The organism is Comamonas denitrificans (assembly GCF_017368815.1).
In the GTDB taxonomy this organism is placed as follows: Bacteria; Pseudomonadota; Gammaproteobacteria; order Burkholderiales; family Burkholderiaceae_C; genus Comamonas; species Comamonas denitrificans.
On the sequence record NZ_JAFNME010000027.1, the window covers coordinates 1 to 21,998 of the forward strand.

At 60.8% G+C, this 21,998-nt stretch carries 18 protein-coding genes and 1 pseudogene; 12 read left to right on the forward strand and 7 right to left on the reverse strand.

Going from position 1 to position 21,998, the window contains the following annotated elements:
• The 9 genes and pseudogenes from J1777_RS11335 to J1777_RS11375 all read left to right on the forward strand — a co-directional run.
• Positions 1–1,007 (forward strand): annotated as a pseudogene (locus tag J1777_RS11335) (hypothetical protein); the annotation flags it as partial.
• A gap of 67 nt (positions 1,008–1,074) precedes the next feature.
• Positions 1,075–3,744 carry a DUF2169 family type VI secretion system accessory protein gene (locus J1777_RS11340; RefSeq protein ID WP_207575809.1) on the forward strand — a complete coding sequence of 890 codons (2,670 nt, stop codon included), beginning with the start codon at positions 1,075–1,077 and terminating at the stop codon, positions 3,742–3,744.
• A gap of 4 nt (positions 3,745–3,748) precedes the next feature.
• Entirely contained in the window at positions 3,749–4,702 is a 954-nt protein-coding gene (locus J1777_RS11345) for a pentapeptide repeat-containing protein (protein WP_207575810.1), read from the forward strand.
• A complete protein-coding gene (locus J1777_RS11350) occupies positions 4,699–5,376 on the forward strand; it encodes a DUF3540 domain-containing protein (RefSeq protein WP_207575811.1) in 678 nt (225 codons plus the stop codon). The genes J1777_RS11345 and J1777_RS11350 overlap by 4 nt, the downstream gene beginning before the upstream one ends.
• 8 nt (positions 5,377–5,384) lie before the next feature.
• Positions 5,385–5,789 carry a DUF4150 domain-containing protein gene (locus J1777_RS11355; RefSeq protein WP_207575812.1) on the forward strand — a complete coding sequence of 135 codons (405 nt, stop codon included), beginning with the start codon at positions 5,385–5,387 and terminating at the stop codon, positions 5,787–5,789.
• 63 nt (positions 5,790–5,852) lie between these two features.
• Positions 5,853–6,488, forward strand: a complete 636-nt coding sequence (gene tssJ / locus J1777_RS11360) for a type VI secretion system lipoprotein TssJ (protein ID WP_207575813.1) — start codon at positions 5,853–5,855, stop codon at positions 6,486–6,488.
• A gap of 66 nt (positions 6,489–6,554) precedes the next feature.
• Positions 6,555–7,937 carry a type VI secretion system baseplate subunit TssK gene (tssK, locus tag J1777_RS11365; RefSeq protein ID WP_207575814.1) on the forward strand — a complete coding sequence of 461 codons (1,383 nt, stop codon included), beginning with the start codon at positions 6,555–6,557 and terminating at the stop codon, positions 7,935–7,937.
• Complete coding sequence (locus tag J1777_RS11370; protein ID WP_207575815.1) at positions 7,934–8,602, forward strand: DotU family type IV/VI secretion system protein; 669 nt, start codon at positions 7,934–7,936, stop codon at positions 8,600–8,602. The genes tssK and J1777_RS11370 overlap by 4 nt, the downstream gene beginning before the upstream one ends.
• On the forward strand, positions 8,602–12,333 hold the full coding sequence (locus tag J1777_RS11375; RefSeq protein ID WP_207575816.1) for a type VI secretion protein IcmF/TssM N-terminal domain-containing protein: 3,732 nt from the start codon (positions 8,602–8,604) through the stop codon (positions 12,331–12,333). The genes J1777_RS11370 and J1777_RS11375 overlap by 1 nt, the downstream gene beginning before the upstream one ends.
• An 8-nt stretch (positions 12,334–12,341) precedes the next feature.
• Here the strand turns inward: J1777_RS11375 and J1777_RS11380 are convergent, their stop codons facing one another.
• Positions 12,342–13,127, reverse strand: a complete 786-nt coding sequence (locus J1777_RS11380) for a type III pantothenate kinase (protein WP_207575817.1) — start codon at positions 13,125–13,127, stop codon at positions 12,342–12,344.
• Positions 13,128–13,300: 173 nt separating this feature from the next.
• Here J1777_RS11380 and lysM point away from each other — a divergent pair, with 173 nt between their 5' ends.
• Positions 13,301–13,783: a peptidoglycan-binding protein LysM gene (gene lysM / locus J1777_RS11385; RefSeq protein ID WP_207575818.1), complete on the forward strand. Its 483-nt coding sequence runs from the start codon at positions 13,301–13,303 to the stop codon at positions 13,781–13,783.
• A gap of 77 nt (positions 13,784–13,860) precedes the next feature.
• On the opposite strand, the gene J1777_RS11390 is transcribed toward lysM, so the two are convergent.
• Entirely contained in the window at positions 13,861–14,502 is a 642-nt protein-coding gene (locus J1777_RS11390) for a histidine phosphatase family protein (protein WP_207575819.1), read from the reverse strand.
• Between the two features lie 287 nt (positions 14,503–14,789).
• On the opposite strand from J1777_RS11390, the gene bioB reads away from it, so the two are divergent.
• Complete coding sequence (bioB, locus tag J1777_RS11395) at positions 14,790–15,806, forward strand: biotin synthase BioB (RefSeq protein ID WP_423220544.1); 1,017 nt, start codon at positions 14,790–14,792, stop codon at positions 15,804–15,806.
• Here the strand turns inward: bioB and J1777_RS11400 are convergent.
• A complete protein-coding gene (locus tag J1777_RS11400) occupies positions 15,760–16,545 on the reverse strand; it encodes a DUF4136 domain-containing protein (RefSeq protein WP_207575821.1) in 786 nt (261 codons plus the stop codon). The two genes, bioB and J1777_RS11400, sit on opposite strands and share 47 nt — an antisense overlap.
• Before the next feature lie 31 nt (positions 16,546–16,576).
• Positions 16,577–17,566, reverse strand: coding sequence for a tRNA 2-thiocytidine(32) synthetase TtcA (gene ttcA, locus J1777_RS11405; protein WP_207575822.1), 990 nt, complete (start codon positions 17,564–17,566; stop codon positions 16,577–16,579).
• Positions 17,567–17,747: 181 nt separating this feature from the next.
• On the opposite strand from ttcA, the gene J1777_RS11410 reads away from it, so the two are divergent.
• Entirely contained in the window at positions 17,748–20,270 is a 2,523-nt protein-coding gene (locus J1777_RS11410; RefSeq protein ID WP_207575823.1) for a putative bifunctional diguanylate cyclase/phosphodiesterase, read from the forward strand.
• Here the strand turns inward: J1777_RS11410 and J1777_RS11415 are convergent.
• Genes J1777_RS11415 through J1777_RS11425 form a run of 3 tightly spaced genes read right to left on the reverse strand, consistent with a single transcriptional unit; the run spans position 20,242 to position 21,964 of the window.
• On the reverse strand, positions 20,242–20,628 hold the full coding sequence (locus J1777_RS11415) for a dihydroneopterin aldolase (RefSeq protein WP_207575824.1): 387 nt from the start codon (positions 20,626–20,628) through the stop codon (positions 20,242–20,244). The genes J1777_RS11410 and J1777_RS11415 overlap by 29 nt on opposite strands.
• A 59-nt stretch (positions 20,629–20,687) precedes the next feature.
• Positions 20,688–21,098 carry a dihydroneopterin aldolase gene (locus tag J1777_RS11420; RefSeq protein ID WP_207575825.1) on the reverse strand — a complete coding sequence of 137 codons (411 nt, stop codon included), beginning with the start codon at positions 21,096–21,098 and terminating at the stop codon, positions 20,688–20,690.
• The gene (locus J1777_RS11425; protein ID WP_207575826.1) at positions 21,095–21,964 is read right to left on the reverse strand and encodes an SDR family oxidoreductase; all 870 of its coding nucleotides are present in this window, start codon (positions 21,962–21,964) and stop codon (positions 21,095–21,097) included. Before J1777_RS11425 ends, J1777_RS11420 begins: the two co-directional genes overlap by 4 nt.
• Positions 21,965–21,998: the final 34 nt, after the last annotated feature.

Sequence of the window (21,998 nt, forward strand, 5' to 3'; positions counted from 1 at the left end):
CCGCCCCGATTGCCCCCGCCAGCCCCGAGGGGGGACTGAGAAACAATTTCAATGACGCCCCACAATCCGACAGCGAGCGCATTGAAGCCATAGAAAAAGAGCTGGAAAAGCGCAAAGAAAACGAAGCGCAAGAAAAAGCCCAACAAAAAAAAGCAGCCGAAGAAAAGGCAGAAAAAGACAAAAAGAAGGAGCAGGAGAAGCAGGAAAATGAAAAGCTTATTACAAAAGCCGATCCACTAGAAAACCAATGGGCATCTGGCAAGGCTGAAATAGATTTTCGCGTCATTATGAAAACCAGCCTTGCAAATACCGAATTAAGTGCAACAGCAGGTTTATTTAAAGGCGGAGTTAATCTCCAGGCTTTCACTTTCAATGCCGCTCTTGCTGGCCCCAAAGCAGAATATAGCTTGAATGCATTGAACCGAAAATTTGATCTTGGCAAAAAATATATATTTAAATTAAAAAATGAAAGCGCACTTATCAAATTAGAGAAAAATAATTTGCACAGTTTGAAATCAACCATGCGCCGCGATCAATCCGAGGTGTACCTGCATGAAAGCAATGGCACCCACACGATTGCTGTTGGGCAGTCGTCTATTACGCTAACCCCGATGGGGATTTTGCTCAAAACACCCAATGTTTTCATTGATAGCGACTTGCACGTTAGTGGTGATGTGATTTTTGAAGGACGGCTTCAAGTGGCAGGAAATACATTTTTAAAAGATTCTGTCAATGTTGGTTCATTGCTTATGGCCAATAGTGCAAGTGCCCAGTCCCTGAACGCCCCTGGTTTATCGGCAGGAAATCTGGTGCTGCCCAATCCCAAACTGCAAGCAGATCAGACTGAATTAACAGTAATAGCAGGGGAGATGGCATTAAAACACGCAGCACAAAGAACCGCCTCATCGGCCAGCAAGGCTGCACTCAGCGCGGAAATTGATACTGCTATCGTTGCAGAAGAAATTCGACAAAAAGCGGCTGATGCAAAGTTCTTCGTACCGCTTTAATATCACCGTAAGAATAAATATATTTTACTTATTCTAAAAACCATCCCCATACCACTCAGGAAGTGCAATGCAGCTTAAATGCGACGGTGCCAGTTTTATTCTGCAAGCGAATACCCGCAGCGGTGGCCGTTATGGCGTGGTACTCACCATCGGGTTGCTGGTGGATGCACAGGGCCAAATCATGCCGGCGAACCAGGCTTGGGCGTGGATCACCGAACGTTTGGGCAAACAGCCCTTGGATTGCGGCTTAAAGAAAAGCCGGGGCAGCTTTGCCGTGCATGGGGCGGCCTATGCCCTGACCGAGGCGCAGCGCCAGGGCATGGCGGTGCGGGCGCGCGTGGGAGGGGTGGAAAAATCGCTGCACGTGTTCCCGCCCCGGTATTGGCACCATGGGGTGCTGGGCTGGTCGGCCGTCCAGGATGGGGCCATCCACAGCGTGCCACTGGTACTGGCCAACGCCTATGGCGGCAGCCAATGGCCAGACAACCCCCAAGGAATGGGCCACGTCAGCGAAGCCGGCGCAGCACACGGTGTGCGCCTTGCGCCCTTGGAGCTCGCCCAGCCGGGCGCGGCCGTCTTGACCCCAGAGCAACGCGCCGCGACCGCCAGCTTTTTACCGCTACCGCCCCAGCACACACAACGGCGGCAGTTTTTGGGCGCGCTGGATGCCGCTTGGGTAGCCCAGCAGGCCCCCTACTTGCCTGCGGGTACCGATCTGCGCTGGTTGGACGAAGTGGCCCAAGACCAATGCCACAGCACCTACTGGCGCGGCAACGAGCCCTGGGAGGTGGTGGGGATGCACCCCAGCCAACCCCAGGTCAGCGGGCATTTGCCGGGTTTGCGCCCCCGGTTGTTTGTGCAGTATGCCGACCCTGCTGTGGCGGCCAGCGAGGCACCGCTGGATCTGGACACCGTCTGGCTGTTTCCCGCCGATGAACAGGTGGTGTTGCTCTACCGCACGCACTTGGCGGTGCAAGATATGGATGGTGCAGATATCGACACCGTGGCCCTGGGGATTGAGCGGGCCAATGAACCTCGCTTAGCGCAACAAGCTTGGCTAGAGCGGCTGCTGCCCAGCGCGGCCCAGCCTGCGCTTGAGCCCCCAGCGCCCGCCGCGCTGGCTGGGCTGGCCGCAGCAGCGCCCGGTGCTGCTGGCGCGGCCGCGCCACCGGATGCAGCGGAGTTGGCCGCCAGTTTGCAAGCGGCCAGTGACCCCTTGTATGACGAGGTGGCGCAAGCCTACGCCGATGGTCTGGCGCAGTCCAAGCGCTTGGCAGACCGCATGGGGCTGCCCTTTGACCCCGAGGCGCATCCCTTTCCACCCAACACCAATTACGCGGCGCTTCTGGCGGCCCCAGCGCTGCCCAGCCAGCCACTGGATGCGGCGGCCATGCGGGCAGAAATTGAAGCCGAAATCGCCCAAGCCATGGACGCGGCACAGCAGCAAGCACGCGACATCCTGGAGCGCATGGGGCTGGAGCCCGAAGCAATGCTGCAGCAAGCGCAGCAAGACATGCTCGCGGCACAGCCCGTGGACCTGCCAGCCACCCTGGCCCGCCTGGATTTACCAGAGCCGCAGCAAACGCAGATGCTGGAGCAATTGTCTGCGGCTGCCGCGCAGGAACGCGCTGTAGAGGCTGAAATTGATTCAAAAATAGGAGCTCTTTCCGCTGCAATAGCAGCAAATAATACAAAATACCTTGATAAAAGTATTGATATTCAAGCGCTTCCAGCTATTGATAAACCTATCACCCGTGAAATTCTGGAGGCACGCTATGCCGCCGGCGAAGGGCTGCAGGATTTACAGCTGCAGGGTTTGGATCTGTCGGGGATTGACCTTCGCCAGGCGGATCTGCAAGGCAGTGTGTTTGAAAATTGCCAGCTCCAAGGGGCCTGCTTAGCGCACAGCCATTTGGCCCGCTGCCAGTTTATCGACTGCGATTTGGGCCATGCCCAGCTTGCCAAGGCCAATCTGTCCCAGGCCCTGCTGCAGCGTGTGGTCTTGCACCAGGCCGTATTGACGGAGGCCGATTTAACCGGAATGCGCGCGCAGGACTGTGACCTGACCGAAATCGACGCGGTATCGGCCAACGGACAAGAGACGCAATGGCAGCAATGCCAGCTGAACCACGCTGCTTTGGAGGGCAGTCAGTTCGGCCGGGCCCGGTTCAACGCCTGCGATTTGCGTGCGGCCCGCTGGGCCCAGGCAGACCTGCAGCGGGCGCAGCTGCAGGCTTGTCAGCTTGGCGCGGCAGATTTGCGGGGTGCCAATCTCAGGGAAGCGGATTTTTCCAATGTGGCCGGGCAGGGCCTGAACCTCAGCGGTGCCAACCTGAGCCACTGGCGCGCAAGCGCGCATTGCACCCTGGAGGCGGCGCTGCTGACGCATGCCGATCTGAGCCAGGCCTGTTTGCAGCATTGCGACCTGAGCGGGGCTGATCTGCGCGGTGCAACTCTGAATGCGGCGCTGCTGCAGCATTGCAACCTCAGTGCCACCCACGGCGCGCAACTGGTGGCTCAAAATGCTTATTTCAGTGACTGCAATTTGAGCAACGCCCAATGGCCAGAGGCAAACTTGCTGGGCAGCCGGCTGCGCAAGGTGTGCCTGGAGCAGGTCGATCTGCGCAGCAGCAACCTGCACGGGTTGCGCAGCGAAGGCGCGAACAGCAAAGAAATTTATCTGAACCACGCTTTAATGACGCGATGCAACCTTCGTGAGGATTTGGCCAGTGGCTAATGCTATGGATTTATCAGCGCTTGAGCAGCAGATTGCCGCAGGTTTTCCCTTGCGCGACCTGTGTTTGACGGAGGGCAACTACCGCGGGGCCAACCTCAGCGGTGCGCGCTTTGAGCGGGTGCATGCCCGTGGTGCCTGCTTTGCCGGGGCCAATCTTGACCATACCCACTGGAAAGATTGCCAGCTTGAGGGCGCTGATTTTTCACACAGCACCGGGCAAGCGTTCACCATGGAGGCGTGCTTTTTGTCAGGTGTGCGCTTGTGCGCTGCTGCCTGGAAGAAGGCGTATTGGCAACACTGCCAGGGCGCAGGGCTGGATTTGACCGGGGCCACATTGCAAAAATGGCATCTTCATGATTGCCACTTGCCTGGCCTGCTGCTGGCCGACGCGGATCTGCGCAAAACCTTGTGGAGCGCTTGCGTTTTAGAGGGGCTGCAAGGGCAGTGCGCACAGCTCAGTGAGGTGCGCATGACCGACTGCCGCCTGGCGCAATCGTCTTTTGCGGCGGCACGCTTGGTTCAGTGCGCCTTTGATGGCTCGGATTTGAACGGGGCAGATTTTGAACGCGTCCACGCCGCCTCGATCTCGTTGTACCAATGCGTGGGTGCGCAGCTGCGTTTTGCGGATGCGGTCTTGGAAGAAGCCATTTTTAGCCAGGCCAGGTTTGAGCAAGCGAACTTTAGCCGTGCCATGCTCAATATGGCCGTGTTGGCGCAAGCACACATGCCCGATGCCAACTTTGCACAGGCGCAGTTGCGTTACGCCGATTGCACCGCTTTCAGCGCCCCGCGCGCCTCATTCGTCGGTGCCGATGTCACCGGCCTGAATGCCCACGCGGCCGATTTCTCCCACGCCAATTGGGCGCAGGCCAATCTGCAAGATATTCAACCCCCCGATACCGAACGCTTGGCCGCCGAGCAATGGCCAAACCCACCTCGCCAAGGAGTTGCACCATGAGCCAACCCAGACACCAACACCCATATCAACACCCGCGCCCGGATGCTGGCGAATCGACCATGCAGTTAAGCAGTGGGCGCGTCATTGCCTTAGAGGGCGAGCGCTTTGGCGTCGTCGGCAGCACGGGGCAGCGCTATTGGCTGGCGGCCGCGTTCAGCTGCTTGGTGCGGCCCGTGGTGGGGGACAAGGTGTTGATCAGCCTGGAAGGGGCGGACGGCTACATCCTGAGTGTGCTGGAGCGCACCATCGCCCAGCCCACCCGCCTGCGCCTGGATGGCGATCTGCAGATCAGCGTGCCCGCAGGCAGCTTGAGCATCGAGGCCCGGGACGGGGTGCATCTGGATGCCGGCCATGCGTTGTTGGTCCAGGCAGACCAAGCAAACGTGGTGCTGCAAAGCGCACAACTGAGCGCCACGGCGGTGCAAGCCAGTGGGCAACGCATGCAGTCCCACTGGCTGCAGCGGCATGACAGTGCGGGGGTACACAGCCAAAAAGCAGCACGCCACCAGGCCGAGTATGGCGATAGCCGTCGGCAGATTCAGGGCCATGAAGAGGTGCTGGCCGGCTCCCTGCGCCAGCGGGTCAAGGACGACTGGAGCGTGCAGGCCAAAAGCCTCGACCTGGATGCGCAGCAGTGCGTCTGCATTGATGGCGATCAGATCAAACTAGGCTGAGGCGCACGATGTACATGCTCAATAACGGGGGCGCCATGGCCATGGCGACGGTGCCCGATGTCTGCAAAACGCCCGCCCCGCCAGCAGGCCCCATTCCCATCCCCTACCCCAATATGGCCGACACCAAAATGGCCGACCCCGGCGGTTTGGTGCCCAAAGTCTTGTTGGACATGAAGCCCGCCATGAATATGTCCAGCAAGGTGCTCATGACCAGTGGCGATGAAGCGGGCGCTGCCGGTGGCGTAGTCTCTGGCAAGATGAAAGGAGAGATGGCCTTCATCAACGGCAGTATGAAGGTCATGGTCGGCGGCAAACCCGCAGTGCGGGTCACTTGCCAGACTTTGCACAATGCCAATAACACCATGGGGACAGTGACCGCACCAAGCCAAGTGAAGGTCATGGTGCTTGGATAAGTGTGTAGTACAGTGGCACCCGCCGATTTAGGGGGCTGTCCGTCAATACGATTGGGTACAAGAATGAACAAGGGATTGATTGCACTGCTGGCGGCATGCACGCTGCTGTTTGGCTGCGCCAGCCAGCGCGTGACGCCAGAACAACAGGCGCTCAATGAGTTGAAGTGGGACTATGCCGAGAACGCCATTGTTCTCAACTTCAGCGCCAGCAAAGATTTGAACCAGTACGCAGGCCAGTCGCACAACCTGTTGGTCGTCATCACCCAATTTGATCAAGCCAATGCGATTGCGCCTTACATCGCTGGCCCGCAGCAGCTCAGTAATTTGCTGTTAATGGAGAGTGCGCCGGCCGGACTGATCAGCCTGACACGGGTGTTTTTGCAGCCTGGGGAGACCAAAACCCTGCGCCTGGCACGTTTAGAAGGCACCAAAATGGTGGGCGTGGCCGCCGGTTATGCGCACTTGGACCCTGCCCGCAGCTTCAAGCTTTACCAAATTGGTGTGGATATGACTTCCAGCGGCCTCTTGAAAAAGACCTGGAAGGCTACGCCCCGCCCCATTGCAATCGACCTGTTGATGGCTGCCGACACGGTGCTGCGAAGCCAGCAAAGCCGCCTCGCCCCTGTCCCTGTGGTTCAACCCAAAGAGGGCGAAGTGCCCCTGCCAGGCACGAATTTGACGCTCGATCATGCCCAGTGACCAGACCCTGCCGCGTCCTTGGCTTGCTTGGCTTTGACGGCGCCCTTCGTACCGAGAACACTATTTATGAACCTTGACCAACCTTTGTACTGGCACCAGGGCTTGTTTTTGCAGCCCCAGCATTTTCAACACAACGATGCCCGCATCGAGCAGCGCATCACCCGGACAACAGAACTGGTGCACCCGCACCCCTGGGGATTGATTTCGCTGCAAGTCAATGAGGCCGCACTGGTGGCCAAGCACTGCCTGATTGACCAACTGTCGGTACGCTTTGCCCAGGGAACGCTGGCCGAATATCCGGGCAATGCCGTGCTGGAGTCCCGCACCCTTGATTTGAGTGAATTTAGCAATGGCCGCACCTTGTATGTGGGGCTGCGGCGCAGCCTGCCGGGGGAGGCCAATGCCCAGGTCTTCGAAAAACTGGCCGATGCCTCCCGCACAGAAGCACGTTTTGCGGTCTTGGCCGATGCAGAGGTGGTGGCCGACCGGATGGGCAATTCGCCAGAGGCCCGGCTGCGGCCCATGTCGTATGTGCTGCGCTTGTTCTGGGAGGATGAGCTGGAGCATTTAAGTGCCTATGAGCTGCTGCCGATTGCGCGTTTGGAGCTCGATGGCGACCGTGCCCGGTACGCAGCGCGTTACACCCCGCCCTGCGTCAATCTTGCTGCTTCGCCCGTGCTCATGCAGACCCTGCGCGAGGTGCGGGATGAGCTGGCCGGGCGGGCCCGCCAGCTTGAGGTTTACAAACAACCGGCAGAATCTCGGCGCGGTGATGTAGATGGCACACACATCAATCGACTGATGGCATTGGCGGTGCTCAACCGCTATGGCCCGCTCTTGACCCATTACCTGGAAACGCCCCAGCTTTCACCCTGGCATCTGTATGGCAGCTTGCGCCAGTTGGTCGGGGAGTTGAGCCTATTTTCCGATCGTTGTGACATGCTGGGCCAAACCCCCGATGGGCGGGCGCTGGTGCCTGCCTATAAGCACGAAGAGGCTGGGGCCGCCATCATTGCGTTGGTGTCACTGATTGCGCAGCAGCTCAACGAAATCACCATTGGCTCTGAGCTGCTGGTGCGCCTGCAAATGCAAGATGGTTTGTACCAAGCACAGCTGCCAGAGGACTTCTTTGGCCCACGCCATCGTTACTTTTTAATGGCACGCAGCGAAGCAGATTCGGGCTTATTGGCTGAAACCTTGCCCTTAGACGGCAAACTTGGTGCGGTCAGTGCTATGGAAAGTTTGATTAATCGGGCACTGCCTGGGGTGGAACTGATTTATCTGCAGGTGCCAGCGCAAGGACTGCCGCGCGTGGCGGGGGCCTTGTATTTCCGTTTGGAGAGCCTGAGCGACGAATGGGAAGCCTTGCAAAAAGAGCGCCAGGCCGCCTTCTTCCTGCCCCAAGCGGTGGATGACTTGGTTCTTGACTTAGTGGTCGTGCGCTCATGAAAACCTTGCGCCTTGCCAACTGTTTTACGCCTATTTTTTCTGCTGCCAAAGCCGGCTTTGCCGACCCAGGGCAGCGCTATGAAAGCCTGGCACCGACCCTTATCGACCTGCTGGAGGCAGCGGCCAACCAGGCCCGCGAATTGAAATTTGCCGAAGCCCAGGTGCGTGAGGCGCAATTTGCCGTCGTCGCCTGGGTGGATGAGGCGGCCATGTCCCACCCCTGGGAAGGGGCCGCGCAATGGCGCAGGGCACCGCTGCAGCGGCATTTTTTTTCCACCACCCGTGCGGGCGTGGAGTTTTTCCAGCGGCTGGAGGCGCTGCCCGAGGCGGCCACCGATGCGCGCGAGGTGTACGCTTTGGCGCTCTTGAGTGGTTTTCAAGGCCGTTACGCCACCCGCCCTGGTGGGGAGCTGGCACAAGTGCGGCGACTCCTGCTGGAGCGCGTCATGCGAGACCATGCCATGGAGCCATTGGACGCGCACAGCCCGCTGTTTGAGCAGCCCTTGGGAGCCTTGCCGCAGAAGGTGCGCACGGTGCGCCGCCAACTGCCGGCCATTGCGCTGGTGTTAATCGTCGGCATTCCGGCGCTGGTCTTGGCCGGGCTGTACCTCACTTTTGATCTCTCGCTCGCACAAGAAGTCCGTCAGTTACTGGAGGTGCGCTGATGCTAAAAAAAATCGGGCTCTTCTTGCTTTGGGCGCTGCTGCTGGTCGGCGGTGTGCTCGCCCTTTGGGCCTTGGCACTCTTTCAGGATTGGCCGTGGTGGTATGTCCCCCCGATGTTTATTGGGGTGGTGCTGGCTGTGCTCTTGGTGCGCTGGGGAGTACGGCGCTGGTACGCCTGGCGCTTGCGCTCCAAGATGCAAGCGCAGATGCCTCGCCAGCGTGGTGATCAAGCCACCGAGGTCGATCAAGATTGGAACGCTGGTCTTGGGGTGCTGCGCGCATCGCGCCTGAGCCGCATGGGCTCGCCGCTGTACGTGCTGCCCTGGTTCTTGATGCTGGGGCAAAGTGGCAGTGGCCAAAGCAGCCTGATTCCTTTAAGTGGTCTGCCTCCCGCGTTGCGGCCAGGTCACCGCGGTCAAGAGGCCCGCCCAGTAGCCAACACGCTCGATTGGTGGTTCTTAGAGCACGGTATTTTTCTTGAACCCGCCGGGCGCTTGGCCATGCACAGCGATGCCAGTCCAGAATGGCGCCGCTTGCTGTATTGGTTGCTGCGCTCACGCCGACGCGAACCCCTCAATGGGGTGATGCTGGTCATTGATGCCCACAGCCTGCTCACCGAGAGCGAGGAGCACTTGGCCGAGCAAGGTCAAAATCTGCGCTATCGACTCAACGACTTGGTCCAAGTCTTTGGTGCCCGCTTACCGGTGTATTTCATTATCACGGGGGCGCAGGCCATCCCTGGCTTGCTGCAGTGGGGGCAGGCATTAACCCCTGCACAGCGCCAGCAGCCCTTGGGCTTGTTAAGCCAGCAGCGCAGCCAAGGGGCGACAGCCTTCCTGGATGAAGTCTTCACGGGCTTGGCGCAGCGCCTGGCTGATCTGCGCATCAGCCTGGGGGTGCGCGGCTTACCCGACGCGCGAGCGTTCAGCCTGCCCGAGCAGATCACCACCTTGCGCCCGAGGCTGGAAAAATTACTCATCCCAGCCTTCGATGCCAGTCTGTACAGCGAGCCGGCACTGCTTTCGGGTTTGTTTTTCACCGCGAGCACAGAAAATGCCGAAGGGGGGCAAGAAGGTTGGTTTAGCCATGCACTGCTGGCCACACTCTTGCCGGGTCAGCGCTACGCTTACCAACCCATTGACAGCTGGCACCGCTGGCGCCGGCTGATGGTGCATGCCGCCGTGGTCGCCTGGCTGATGGCCGCCGCCGCCGCAGGGACGCTCTTGGTGTATGCCCAGCGCCATACCAGCGAAACACTGGCCGCAGCAGCCAAAGAGCCGCCCAAGATGGCAACCTTCAAAGCAGGCTTGGAAACCGACCTGGATGCCATGCGCCGCTTTCGCCAAGCACTGCTCAATATGATGGAACAACAGCAGCGCGGCTGGCACAAGCTGTTGCCTTTTTCCGGGCATATTGAGGCGCTGCAAGCACAGTACCGCGCTGATTATGTTTTGCTGTTTAACAGTGAAATTCGTGCGCCCCTATTCGATGGCACCCTGTCGCAGAATCTTCGCGATGCTGCCAACCAAGGGGATCCCGATGTCATTGCGGCCTACGCCGAGTTTTTGGTGCGCAGCATCAACTTATTGGATGCCCGACTCAACAACCAACCCATGGACAAGCTGCCCTTGCCCGGGGCCGCGCTGTGGTTGTTGTACCAAAAGTATGGCCCTGCTGCGCCTATCAGCGCAGCCCAAATGGCCACGGTGGGGGCCTCTTACCGCTCTTATCTAGAGTGGCAGTCTGATGTTGCGGCCCTCCAAAACCAACGTGCGGCCTTGCTGGTGCAACTGGACAGCATGGGATTGGAGAACCGTCCACTGTCGTGGCTGACCGCATGGGCGCAGCAGCAAGGCAACCTGCCCCCCATTCGGCTGAGTGAGTATTGGTCGGATATCGACAGTGCCAACCTCAGCCTTTCCGGGGCGCACACCCTGCAAGGCCACCATGCCATCCTGAGCTTTATGGATGAACTGGGCAAAGCCAGCCGGGATCAAGCGCTATGGAAAGAACAGCGCCAACGCTTCTTGGTGCAATACCAAAACGATACCCAAGACGCTTGGTACCGTTTCCTTCAAAACAGTTTGCTCAGTGCGCAGACGCGCCTGAAAACCCATGGTGAGTGGCTAGAGACTTTAAGTGTGGTCGGAACCCCGAATGACCCCTTTCTGAAGCTGCTGCAGCGCAGTGCCGAACGCTTGGCGGTGATTCCGGCCCAAGACCGGACACCTTGGGCCAACCGCGCCGTGGCGATGGCCCGGCTATTGCAGCTGTCCCAGAAAGAGGATCTGACCACCGGTGCCAGCGCACTGAGCAAACTGGAGGTGGCCAATGCGCTGGGGGGCGATATTCTCAAAAACGTGGCCAAGGGTGGCTCGGTACAAGCCGGTGTTGATGTGATGCGCGATGAACTCGCCCAAGCCCAGGCACTGAGCAAGTTCCAGCAATTAATCAAAGGGGTGGTGGCCGATCTGCAAAAAAGCGACGCACAAGCGTTCCAGGTGGCATTGGACACCTGGGGCTATGGCGCAGACCCGGCCGTCAAATCGGCCCCCTTGTGGGAGGCTGCCGATGTGCGCACGCAATTGACCCAAGCCCTCAAAGGCGCAGACCCGCGCGAGGACGTGGTTTGGAGCTTGGTGACCGGCTCGCTGGACTTTGCCATCCGCTACGCCAGCGAAGTGGCCGCCTGCCGGATGCAAAGCGATTGGCATGGACAGGTGCTCAGTGCAATTGACGGGGTACATGATCCGGTCGTGCTCAACGAACTGCTGTATGGCGAGCGCGGGCAGCTGCCGGCATTCATGAATGGACCGATCAAAACCTTTATCCAGCGCGATGCCCGACGCTACAGTGGCCGCCCAGCGCTGGGGGTGCAAATTCCGTTATCGGGGGCGTTTTATGCGTATGTCAGCCGCATTCAACACGCCCAAAGTGACTTGGTCAGCGCCCAGCGCCAAAGCCATGTAGAGCAAGCCACCAAAGAGCAAGCCAAGCTGGCACTGGAAGCAGAGAAAAAAACCCTGGAGGCCGAGCAAACCGCCGCCAAAGAGCAACTGGCGCTGTCCCAGGCCTCTACAGCGGTGGTGGCGCTGACTGCCACACCGCCACAGGTCAATCCAGGTGCGCGCTCTTTACCGCAACAAACCCGGCTGACTTTGCAGTGCAGTGGTCGCTCCACCGTCTTGGATAACTACAACTTTCCGACCAATGCCAGCTTTGTCTGGACGGCTGGGGCGTGTACCGATGTCTCGTTAGAAGTGATTTTTGCCAACTTCAAGCTGACCCGGCACTGGAGCGGTGAGCGTGCGTTTGTGGATTTTTTATCCACGTTTACAGGGGGGGTGCACACTTTTACCGCCAACGATTTTCCCAATCAGCGCCTCTTGATGGAGAGCGAAAATCTGACCCAGCTTCAGATCACGTACCGCCAACAGGGTGAAAAACAGTTGCTGGATAAGTTTCGACAAACCGATGACTTGCAGCTGCAACTCACCCGCATGGGCCAGCGCCTCCAAGCCATCCAGAGTGAATTGACGGCAATGCAAGCCCAGGAGGCTGCACAAAATGTGGCCTTGGCAGCTGCGGGCTCAAAAATTGAGCAGGGGCTAGCCGGCATTCGGCCACCCAACGACATTGCTTGGTGCTGGAGCCCCCCGCGGGCTGAAAAAACAGCCGCACCCAGCAATGCTGCCAAGCCGCATGTGGCCCAACCAACCCGCCAGCGTTGAGAGCGCCCCTAGGCCGCCGCTTTGGCAAAGCGCTGGGCCCCCAGGGCCAGCAGGCCCTCGAACACCAGGTTATCAACCAGCTCAAAGGGGCGCGTCATGCTGGGCACCATCTTCCAGCCTGCGCCACCGGCCATGATGCAGGCTGGCTCCATGCGGCAGTGCAGGTACAGGTGCTGGTACATGCGCTCGACCGCCCCGGCAATGGCGTAGGTGCCGCCGCTGGTCAAGGCATCGCTGGTGTTGGTGGGGAAGGGGGTGACCTGGCCGGTGGGCACATGCAGGCCTGCTGTGCCCGTCTCCAGCGCCCGCAGCATGATGCCGTGGCCGGGAAGGATCAAGCCGCCCAGAAACCGCCCATCGGCATCCAGCGCATCCACCGTTACGGCCGTGCCCACCATCACCACAATCAGCGGGCGCGGGCTGCCGCGTTGCACGATGCGTTGGCGCGCGCCAATCATGGCCACCCAACGATCGGCCCCCAGGCGCAGCGGCTGGTCGTAGCCGTTGGTCACGCCCGCCTCTTGGCTGCTGGGCACGACCCACTGGGGAGCAAAGTCCCAGCCCAGCATCTGGTCGATTTGCTCATGCACCCGCCGCCGGGTGGTTTCGCTGGCCACCGCGCAACCGAGCATGCAGCAGGGCGCAGGCAGACGGCTCCAGGGGCCGTCGGCCAATTGTTCGATTTGCTCTAAAAACTCCGCCCCCTGTGCCAGCAGACTGGCCCCATGGCGGGGTGCGTCGTACATGGCCCACTTCAAGCGGGTGTTGCCGATGTCAATGGCCAGAAATGTCATAAGGCAGGGATTATCAGGATTTTTACCGCCCAGGACAGCGACGGCACAGCGCATTGCACAGGGCGCGGCACTGAATTGTGAAAAAAAGTAGCTATTGCGCCGATGAAAGGACGATTGGCCCGCATCCGCCGGTAAAGTGGTCACTTGTTTCAACACAAGAAGGAGTCTTCCCCATGGGTCTGTTTAGTTTTATCAAAGAAGCCGGTGAAAAACTTTTTGGCGGCAAGCCCGCCCAGGCAGCCACAGCGGCGGCCCCTTCGGCGCAAGACTTGAATGCCCAAGCGGCGCAAGCCATTACCACCTATATCCAAGCTCAAAACCTGGGCCTGGAAGACCTGCAGGTCACGTTTGATGGCAGCGAGGGCAAAGTGACCGTGCGCGGCGTGGCCCCCACCCAAGCGGCCAAAGAAAAAGTCACCCTGTGCTGTGGCAACGTTGCCAGCGTGCAAAGTGTGGACAACGAGATGACGGTCACCCAGCCCGAGCCCGAAGCCCAATACCACGACGTGGTGCGCGGTGACACCTTGAGCGCCATCGCGAAAAAATTCTATGGCGATGCCAACAAGTACCCAGTGATTTTTGAGGCCAACAAGCCCATGCTGACCCACCCGGACAAGATTTACCCGGGTCAAAAACTGCGCATTCCCGCGCTGTAATCGCGCCCTGCCCCCCAGCCAGCCTGATAGGCTGGCTTTTTTTATGGCCGGGGCGCAGACGGGGCTGGGAGGCGGGGCTAGGAGAACGACTCTTCCAGCGCCCCCGGTGCCAGATGGCGCACATCGCCCCAACCAACCAGGCTCAGGCCCTGGGGTGTCCAGAGCAAGCGGTTGATGGCGGTATTGGTCAGCGCCCAGGTGCGCGGCGCTTGCAGGTCTTGCTGGGTGGCCAGGCGGTACAAGATGTCCATCACCCCGCCGTGCGCAATCAGGGCGATTTGCTCACCCACATGCTGCTGGGCCAGGCGCTGCACGGTGGCGGCGATGCGTTCGCGCAGTTGCAGCAGGGATTCGCCGCCACCAGGGAAGACCAAGTGGGGGTCGCGCTTGCGCCAGCGGTGCGAGTCTTCGGGGTGCGATTGCGCCACCTCGGCAAAGGTGCGCCCTTCAAAAACACCAAAACAGCGCTCGCGCAGGCCCGGCTCAGGGTGCAGGGCGGTTTGCGTGCTCGTGGCCAGGGCCTGGGCGGTTTGCCAGGCGCGCTGCAAGTCGCTGCTGTAAATGGCGGCCAAGGTTTCATCGGCCAGCGCCTGGGCCGCCTGCTGGGCCTGGGCTTGGCCCGTGGCGTTCAAGGGAATGTCGGTGTGGCCTTGAATGCGGCCAGTCGCATTCCAGGAGGTTTCGCCGTGCCGAATGGCAATGATGCGGGTTGCGTCCATGGGCAAGAAAAAAAGGGGGTAAAAAAGCGTTTGATTCTCGGGTAAACCCTAGGTGCTTGCAAGCCCCAGAGGAGTGCAGCGGCGAATGCGTGATTTTGCACGCCATTGCAGGCAGAAGGCAGCAGGTTCGTCGCGCATGACTACAAAGTAGCGATCTGCGCTTAATTGTCATTAAGTTTGCGCAAAATTGGGATGATTTGCCGGCATTTGCAGACAAATAAATAGCGCTGATTATTTTGCACTGCTCCCCTGGGCAAGCCTGAAACACTCTCCTACCATCGCCGTCGATTGTTTTTGCTTTGGAGATTGCGATGACTGCTTGGACTTTGTCTGCTATTGAGGATTTGTTTGCCCAGCCGTGGCTGACGGTGCTGCAACGCGCCGTTAGCGTCCACCAGGCCCATTGGCCCCAGCCGGAGGTGGAGCTGGCCACCTTGCTGTCGGTCAAAACCGGCGGCTGCCCGGAAAACTGCGGCTACTGCCCCCAGTCGCAAACTTTTGAGACCGAGGTGAAAGCCAGCAAGCTGCTGCCTGAAAACGAGGTGCTGCAAGCGGCCCAGGCGGCCAAGGTCGCTGGGGCCACCCGCTTTTGCATGGGGGCCGCCTGGCGCAGCCCCAAAGGGCGGGATCTGGAAAAAATGGCCACCATGATCGCCAACGTCAAAGCCCTGGGGCTGGAGACCTGCGCCACGCTGGGCATGCTCTCGCCCGACCAGGCGCAGACCTTGCAGGCGGCCGGGCTGGATTACTACAACCACAACCTCGATACCAGCCCCGCGCATTACGCCCAGGTGGTGACCACGCGCAGCTACCAAGACCGGCTCGACACCCTGAGCGCCGTGCGCCAGGCCGGTATCAAGGTGTGCTGCGGCGGCATCATTGGCCTGGGCGAGCAGCAGGCCGACCGCGCCAGTTTGATTGCCGAACTGGTCAAGCTGCAGCCCGAGTCGGTGCCCATCAACAGCCTGGTGCCCGTGCCCGGCACGGTGCTGGCCAGCAGCGCCCCGGTGGATCCGCTGGATTTTGTGCGGGTGATTGCCATCTGCCGCATCACCATGCCCCGGGCGCGGATTCGCCTGTCGGCCGGCCGCCAGCAATTGGGCGAAGCGGTGCAAGGGCTGTGCTTTTTGGCCGGGGCGAATTCGATTTTTTATGGCGACAAGCTGCTGACCACCGGCAATCCGGACACCCAGGCCGATGATCAATTGCTACAAAAACTAGGGCTGCAAGCGTTTACTGCAAGCCAAAATGAAGGTGTTAGCGCCCCAATTCTGAAGCAGGACGAACGGGAGCTGATCCATTAACAGGAGCAGCCGTCGCCGGCACAGCCCCTGCGGGCGCAGCTGGCGCGGGTGGCGGCAAGGTGGTGTCCACCGGCTGCCAGACCGGCAGCGGCACGCTGGCCGGGGCTTGCGGGGCTGGCGCTTCTGCAGGTGCAGGCAGGAGGGTGACTTGGCGGGGCCCGGTGGGCGGGGCCGGAAACCCGGTCAGGGCGGCATCAAACAGCACCTGCCAGATGGTGTCGTCATTGACGCGCACTTCATCGTACTGGGCCGAGGTTTCGTACACGATGCGCTGGCTTTGCGCATCGCGCAGCACCAGCTTGACGGCCCGCAGATACACCCGGGGCGGGGTGTCCATCATCATCCAGTGCATATTCCAGCCGCTGTACCAGCCACCGCCGTAGCCCAGGCCCCAACCAAAGCGCGGGCCGTAGTAGTACGGATCCCACGTTGGATGCTGGGCGCGGCCTTCGCCGGCCGAGGCACCCACTTGCACCACCAGTTTGGCCTGCTCAGGGCGCGGGGCACGCTGCAAGCCGACCTTGGTCAAGGCCGTGTCGGCGGCCATTTCAATGCGGGCAAAGCTGGCTTGCTGCGCCTGGGAGGGCAGCACCTCCAGCCGGTAGGTGGTCGGCAAGGCCACGCCTTGCATGCTGGCGTAGGACTGCACCTGGCTGGTAATGGCCGCCGGGCCGGTGGCGCAACCGGCCAAGAGCAGCGCACTGGCCAGGGCGGCTGCAGTGAATGCGCGTTGGAACATAGTGATCCCTTTCTGGCCCCGGCGGGGCGCGTTAATTGTCGAGGCTGGTTTCCAGGGTAGAACGGCTGCGCTGGACGACTTGCGGCATCGGCAGGGGCTCATCGTCAAAGGCAATGTCGCCCTGGGGGTCGGCCATGCCGGTGGCCTTGGCGTTTTTAAAGTCGTGCAGCTTGGGGTCCATCATGTGCGTGGTCACCACATGGCCCATGGCGCGGAACATGCTTTCGATGCGGCCGGGGTGTTTTTTCTCCCACTCGCGCAGCATTTCATTAACGGCCACGCGCTGCAGGCCGTCCTGGCTGCCGCACAGATTGCAGGGAATGATGGGGAACTGCTGGTACTCGGCCCAGCTGCGCGTATCGCGCTCGGGCACATAGCACAGGGGGCGAATCACCACATGCTTGCCATCGTCGCTGACCAGCTTGGGCGGCATGCCCTTCATGCGGCCGCCGTAGAACAGGTTGAGCAGCATGGTGGCCAAAATGTCGTCCCGGTGGTGGCCCAGCGCCACCTTGGTGCATTGCAGGCGGTCGGCCACCGAGTACAAAATCGCCCGGCGCAGGCGCGAGCACAGGCTGCAGGTGGTCTTGCCCTCGGGCACCACGCGCTTGACGACGCTGTAGGTGTCCTGGTTTTCGATGTGGTACTCCACGCCAATGCTTTTGAAGTAATCGGGCAGGATGTGCTCCGGAAAGCCCGGCTGCTTCTGGTCGAGATTGACGGCCACGATGTCAAACTTGACCGGGGCGCGTTTTTGCAGCTTGCGCAAAATGTCCAGCAGGGTGTAGCTGTCCTTGCCGCCGGACATGCACACCATGATGCGGTCGCCCTCTTCAATCATGTTGAAGTCGGTAATCGCCCGGCCCACCTCGCGGCACAGGCGTTTTTCCAGTTTGTACGCCTCGCGCTGGGCCTTGGTTCGGCCGCTGGTGGCCGCCTCCGGGGCGGGCATGGCGCTGCTGTCGGTGTCAGAAAAGTCGGCAGCCTCAGCCACCCAGGAGGGAGAAGTATCAGTATTCATACAAGCCAATTTGCGGTAAAAGCGCGGGTACTTGAAACAATTTATTTCATCCCATCAACGCTGCTGAGGCGTGATTTTCCCTGTAATTGAATGCGGTTTGGCCCCCACGGGCATTCCAGCGGAAGATTCGCGGCGCAGGCTAGGCCGCCTCCAGCGTTGATACCACCTCGGGCTAAACCTTATGGCAGCACTCTCCTGGCATTCCTTGAAACTGCGCTTGCCGCTGCTGATTGTGGTTTTGTTTTTAGGGGGTTTATGGGCCTTGGCGGGCTTTGCCAATTACCAGTTGCGCCACGACATGCGCCACCAGATTGAACGCCAACAGCGCTCCGTGGCCGCATTGGCGGCCCAGGCGCTGGAGCACACCTTGCAAGAGCGCCAAGCGATCTTGTTGCGTGTGGCCCGCCACTTTGCCCCGGTGCTGGAGCATGCGCCAGAGCAGCTTAACCGCCCGGCCACAGATTTTCGTGCCTTGCGCCAGCCCTTTGGCGAGGTACTCTCCACCCCGGATTCAACCCAGCTGGGCCTGGTCGTGCTGCAGCAACTGTTCAATGGCGGCACCTTTGTTACCAATGCCCAGGGGCTGGCGCTGACTTCGTTTCCGCCCCACATTTTGCGCACCGGCAATGACTACGGCGGGGAAAGCTTTATTCAAGCGGCCTTGGCCGGACGCAGCGTGGTCAGCGCCCCCTTCATTGAAACCGGCACCCCGGTGGTGGTGCTGGCGGTGCCGATCTGGGGCAGCAGCGGCCAGCCGATTGGGGTGTTGGCGGGGGTGCTGGATTTAAGCCGCCCCAATTTTTTGTCGCGCATTGAACAGCAAGCCTATGGGGAACAAGGCACATTTTTCATCGCCGATGTGGCCACCCAGACCGTGCTGGCCGCCAACCAGCCCCAGCGGGTGATGGAGCGCTTACCGCCGCTGGGCAGCAATCCGGTGGTCGATGCCCTGGCGCAGGGCCAATTTGCCCAGGTGGAGTACGACAACCAGGGCCAAGCCTGGTTGGTTGCTCTGCAGCCCATCACCCAGGCCCACTGGATGGTGGTGATCAGCTTGCCACTGGACGAAGCCCTGGCCCCGATAGACAGCGTAAACCAGACCATCACCCTGGCGGCCGTATTGGTCAGCGTTTTGGCGGCCCTGGCCATTGCCTGGCGGCTGCACCATGAATTGCGCCCGCTGGCGGCCACCACCCGCACCCTGTCGGCCATGGTGCGCAATGGGGGGCGTTTGCAGCGCATCGCCTTGCCAAAGCAAACCGAGGTGCGGGACATGGTGCAGGTCTTCAACCACTTGGTCAGCGAAGTCGAAGCGCGCCAGCAGGCCGAGCGCGAAGCGGCTGCACACATTGACCGCTTGACCTCGACCGATGCCCTCACCGGCCTGCCCAACCGCCAAGCGTTTGTGGACATCCTGGCCCAGGTGCAAGCCCAGTGCGTGGCCGGCCACGGGCTGGGGGCCTTGCTGTATCTGGATGTGGATGACTTCCAGTCCGTCAATGACACCCTGGGGCACGAGGCAGGCGATGCCTTTTTGACCGCCTTGGCCCAGCGCATTCGCCAACTGCTGCCCCCGGGGGCGGTGGTGGCGCGGCCCAGTGGGGATGAGTTTTTGGTGCTGATTTCGCAACTGCCGCCGCAGTGGGGCGATGCGGCTTTGCACACCGAGCGCCTGGCAGCGGCGTTACTGCACGCACTAGAGCAGCCGCTGGCCTTTGCCCATACCACCCAGCACTGCAGCGTGAGCATTGGGATCGTGGTGTTCGGCGGGGCGACCCACGAGCCGCCGATGGAGCTGCTGCGCAAAGTCGATTTGGCGCTGCACCAAGCAAAAAATACCGGCCCGGGCAGCATTTTGTTTTACGAAGCCCAGATGCAAGCCCAGGTGACCACCCGCGCCCGCTTGCAACACGACCTGCGCGAGGCGCTGCAGCAAGAAAGCTTTTGCCTGCACTACCAGCCCCAAATCAATGCCGCTGGGCAGGTGGTGGGGGTGGAGGCCTTGGTGCGCTGGATTTCCAAAAAGCATGGCTTTATCTCGCCCGCAGAATTTATTCCGCTGGCCGAGAAAACCGGCCTCATCCTGCCGCTGGGGCGCTGGATTTTGCACACCGCCTGCACGCAATTGGCGCAGTGGGCACGGCAGCCACAGCGCCAAGGCCTGAGCATGGCGGTGAATGTGAGCGCCGGGCAGTTTCAGCAAAGCAATTTTGTAGAGCAAGTGCGCGAGGTGCTGCAAGAAACCGGGGCACCGGCGCACCAGCTCAAGCTGGAGCTGACCGAAAGCGCCATGGTCGAAGACATGGATGCCGTGGTGGCCCGCATGCAGGCCCTGCGCCAGCTGGGGGTGCGGTTTTCGATTGACGATTTTGGTACCGGCTTTTCCTCGCTGGCCTACCTCAAGCGCCTGCCGCTGGACCAACTCAAGATCGACCAGGGCTTTGTGCGCGACTGCCTAGAAGACCACAACGATGCCAGCATCGCCCAGACGGTGATTGCCCTGGGCCACAGCCTGGGCCTGGAGGTGATTGCCGAAGGGGTCGAAACAGCCGCCCACCAAGCCGCCCTGCAAAGCTGGGGCTGCCGCTTTTTTCAGGGCTACGGCATCAGCAAGCCGCTGCCAGCACAGGCGCTGGAAGCCTTTTTAACCACCCACGCTGCCGTTGCCGCCAGCGCTACCACTGCCCCGCTTCCACCCGGATAGCGACTTCGCAGTCGTCAAAAATCTCCAGCTTGGCGATTTTGATGCGCACACCCAGCACGCCAGGCAGCTGCATCAGGCGCTGGGCGAGTTTGCCGATCAGGCTTTCGAGCAAATTCACGTGCTCGGCCGTGCACTCCTCGATGATGATTTGCCGCACCTTGCGGTAGTCCAGCACGTGCAGGATGTCATCGTCCTGCGGGCGCAGCGCTTGCGGGCCTTGGTTCAGCTCGGCATCGACCTGGATGGGCTGGGGGGCGGTTTTTTCCTGCTCCAAAATGCCCAGGCTGGCCGCAAAGCGCAGGCCGGTAAGGGTCAGGATTTGGTTGCCGGTTTGCGGCACCGAAGAGAGATTTAACATAATGATAGCTGTCAGCGCTTGCTGACGTTGATTTATAGTTGGTTTTCACCCAAAGATTGTCATGATTTAAGCGCCACGCGCTCTACACCGATTGAGGCGCTGTCCGGGTACACATCGGGCTTGCGCGTGGCCACGCGCACGGCCTGCACCGCCGGGTTGGCCAGCAGCTGGGTGGCGATGCGGTCGCACAGGGTTTCTTGCAGCTCGTGGTGCTGGTCGCCCACCACCTGGGCAATCACCGCGCGGATAAAGTCGTAATCCAGCGTGTGCGCAATATCGTCGTGCGCGGCGGCGGCCTGGGCCAGCGGCACGCACAAATCCACATCAAACCACATGCGCTGCGGGGCCTGGCGCTCAAAAGCATGCACGCCAATGCGCACCGGCACCTCGTGGCGGCGCAGGCTCAGTGCCCGGCAGTGCAGCGCCAGGCGGGGGTCCAGGGTGGCAAACGCCAGCAAGATCGAGTTCATAAGGGTGGCTCCTGCGCACCGGCACCGTGCAGGGTGGGCTCAATGGCAAACATCACATCGCGGCCCAGCGGCACCAGATGCTGGCCGTTGTCCACGGGCAGGGTGCAGCCATTCAACGCCGCCGTCTCGGCCACAAACACCGCGCTGGCGGCCACCTGCGCTGGGTCGATGGGCGCTTGCAGCAAATTCACCCGGCTGGCGCGGTCAAAGTTGTCCTGCGTTTGCGGCCCGCTTAAAAACATCAGCCCCGGCGAGATGCCACACACCCGCACCCACGGGGCCAGCGCCTGCGCCTGCAGGGCCACGCTGCGCTCCAGCGCCAGTTTGCTGACGGTGTAGGAAAAATAATCCGGGTTCAGGTTGTGTACCTTTTGATCCAGGATGTGCAGCACGCTGAACCAGCCCGGCGCGGGGCTGGGGTGCTGCTGCGCCCAGGCCAGCAGGCCATTGCCCAGCAAGAGCGGCGTGGCGGTGTTGGTTTGCCAATGCGCCTGCAGGCCCTGGGCCTGGGCGGTGGCGGCGGTATCGGGCTCGAATTGCGAGGCGTTGTTCACCACGCAGCGCAGTGGTTGGCCGCCCAAGGCCATGGCGCAGTCGGCCAACAACTGCTGGGCGGCGTGCGGCTGGGCCAAATCGGCCTGCAGCAGGGTGCATTGCTGGCCTTTGGCCTGCACCAGCGCCTGCACCTGTTGCGCGGCAGCGTGGGAATGGCGGTAGTGCAGCACCACGTTCCAGCCCGCATCGGCAAAGGCCAAGCACAAGGCCTTGCCCAAACGGGCCGCCCCCCCCGTAATCAGCACCCACGAGGGCGGCTGCGGTGGCGGGGCCGCAGCAGAATCGGCGGATAAAAACGGCAGCTTATTCATGAATCACCAAGGGCCAGGGGAAATACGGGTAAAA

Excerpts from the sequence above, each read along its gene's own strand:
- J1777_RS11345 (WP_207575810.1), top strand. The coding sequence starts at position 3,749 with ATGGATTTATCAGCGCTTGAGCAGCAGATTGCCGCAGGTTTTCCCTTG.
- J1777_RS11410 (WP_207575823.1), top strand. The coding sequence starts at position 17,748 with ATGGCAGCACTCTCCTGGCATTCCTTGAAACTGCGCTTGCCGCTGCTG.
- J1777_RS11350 (WP_207575811.1), top strand. The coding sequence starts at position 4,699 with ATGAGCCAACCCAGACACCAACACCCATATCAACACCCGCGCCCGGAT.
- tssK (WP_207575814.1), top strand. The coding sequence starts at position 6,555 with ATGAACCTTGACCAACCTTTGTACTGGCACCAGGGCTTGTTTTTGCAG.
- J1777_RS11340 (WP_207575809.1), top strand. The coding sequence starts at position 1,075 with ATGCAGCTTAAATGCGACGGTGCCAGTTTTATTCTGCAAGCGAATACC.
- J1777_RS11355 (WP_207575812.1), top strand. The coding sequence starts at position 5,385 with ATGTACATGCTCAATAACGGGGGCGCCATGGCCATGGCGACGGTGCCC.
- lysM (WP_207575818.1), top strand. The coding sequence starts at position 13,301 with ATGGGTCTGTTTAGTTTTATCAAAGAAGCCGGTGAAAAACTTTTTGGC.
- J1777_RS11400 (WP_207575821.1), bottom strand. The coding sequence starts at position 16,545 with ATGTTCCAACGCGCATTCACTGCAGCCGCCCTGGCCAGTGCGCTGCTC.
- J1777_RS11370 (WP_207575815.1), top strand. The coding sequence starts at position 7,934 with ATGAAAACCTTGCGCCTTGCCAACTGTTTTACGCCTATTTTTTCTGCT.
- ttcA (WP_207575822.1), bottom strand. The coding sequence starts at position 17,566 with ATGAATACTGATACTTCTCCCTCCTGGGTGGCTGAGGCTGCCGACTTT.
- J1777_RS11415 (WP_207575824.1), bottom strand. The coding sequence starts at position 20,628 with ATGTTAAATCTCTCTTCGGTGCCGCAAACCGGCAACCAAATCCTGACC.
- tssJ (WP_207575813.1), top strand. The coding sequence starts at position 5,853 with ATGAACAAGGGATTGATTGCACTGCTGGCGGCATGCACGCTGCTGTTT.
- J1777_RS11420 (WP_207575825.1), bottom strand. The coding sequence starts at position 21,098 with ATGAACTCGATCTTGCTGGCGTTTGCCACCCTGGACCCCCGCCTGGCG.
- J1777_RS11425 (WP_207575826.1), bottom strand. The coding sequence starts at position 21,964 with ATGAATAAGCTGCCGTTTTTATCCGCCGATTCTGCTGCGGCCCCGCCA.
- J1777_RS11375 (WP_207575816.1), top strand. The coding sequence starts at position 8,602 with ATGCTAAAAAAAATCGGGCTCTTCTTGCTTTGGGCGCTGCTGCTGGTC.
- J1777_RS11390 (WP_207575819.1), bottom strand. The coding sequence starts at position 14,502 with ATGGACGCAACCCGCATCATTGCCATTCGGCACGGCGAAACCTCCTGG.
- J1777_RS11380 (WP_207575817.1), bottom strand. The coding sequence starts at position 13,127 with ATGACATTTCTGGCCATTGACATCGGCAACACCCGCTTGAAGTGGGCC.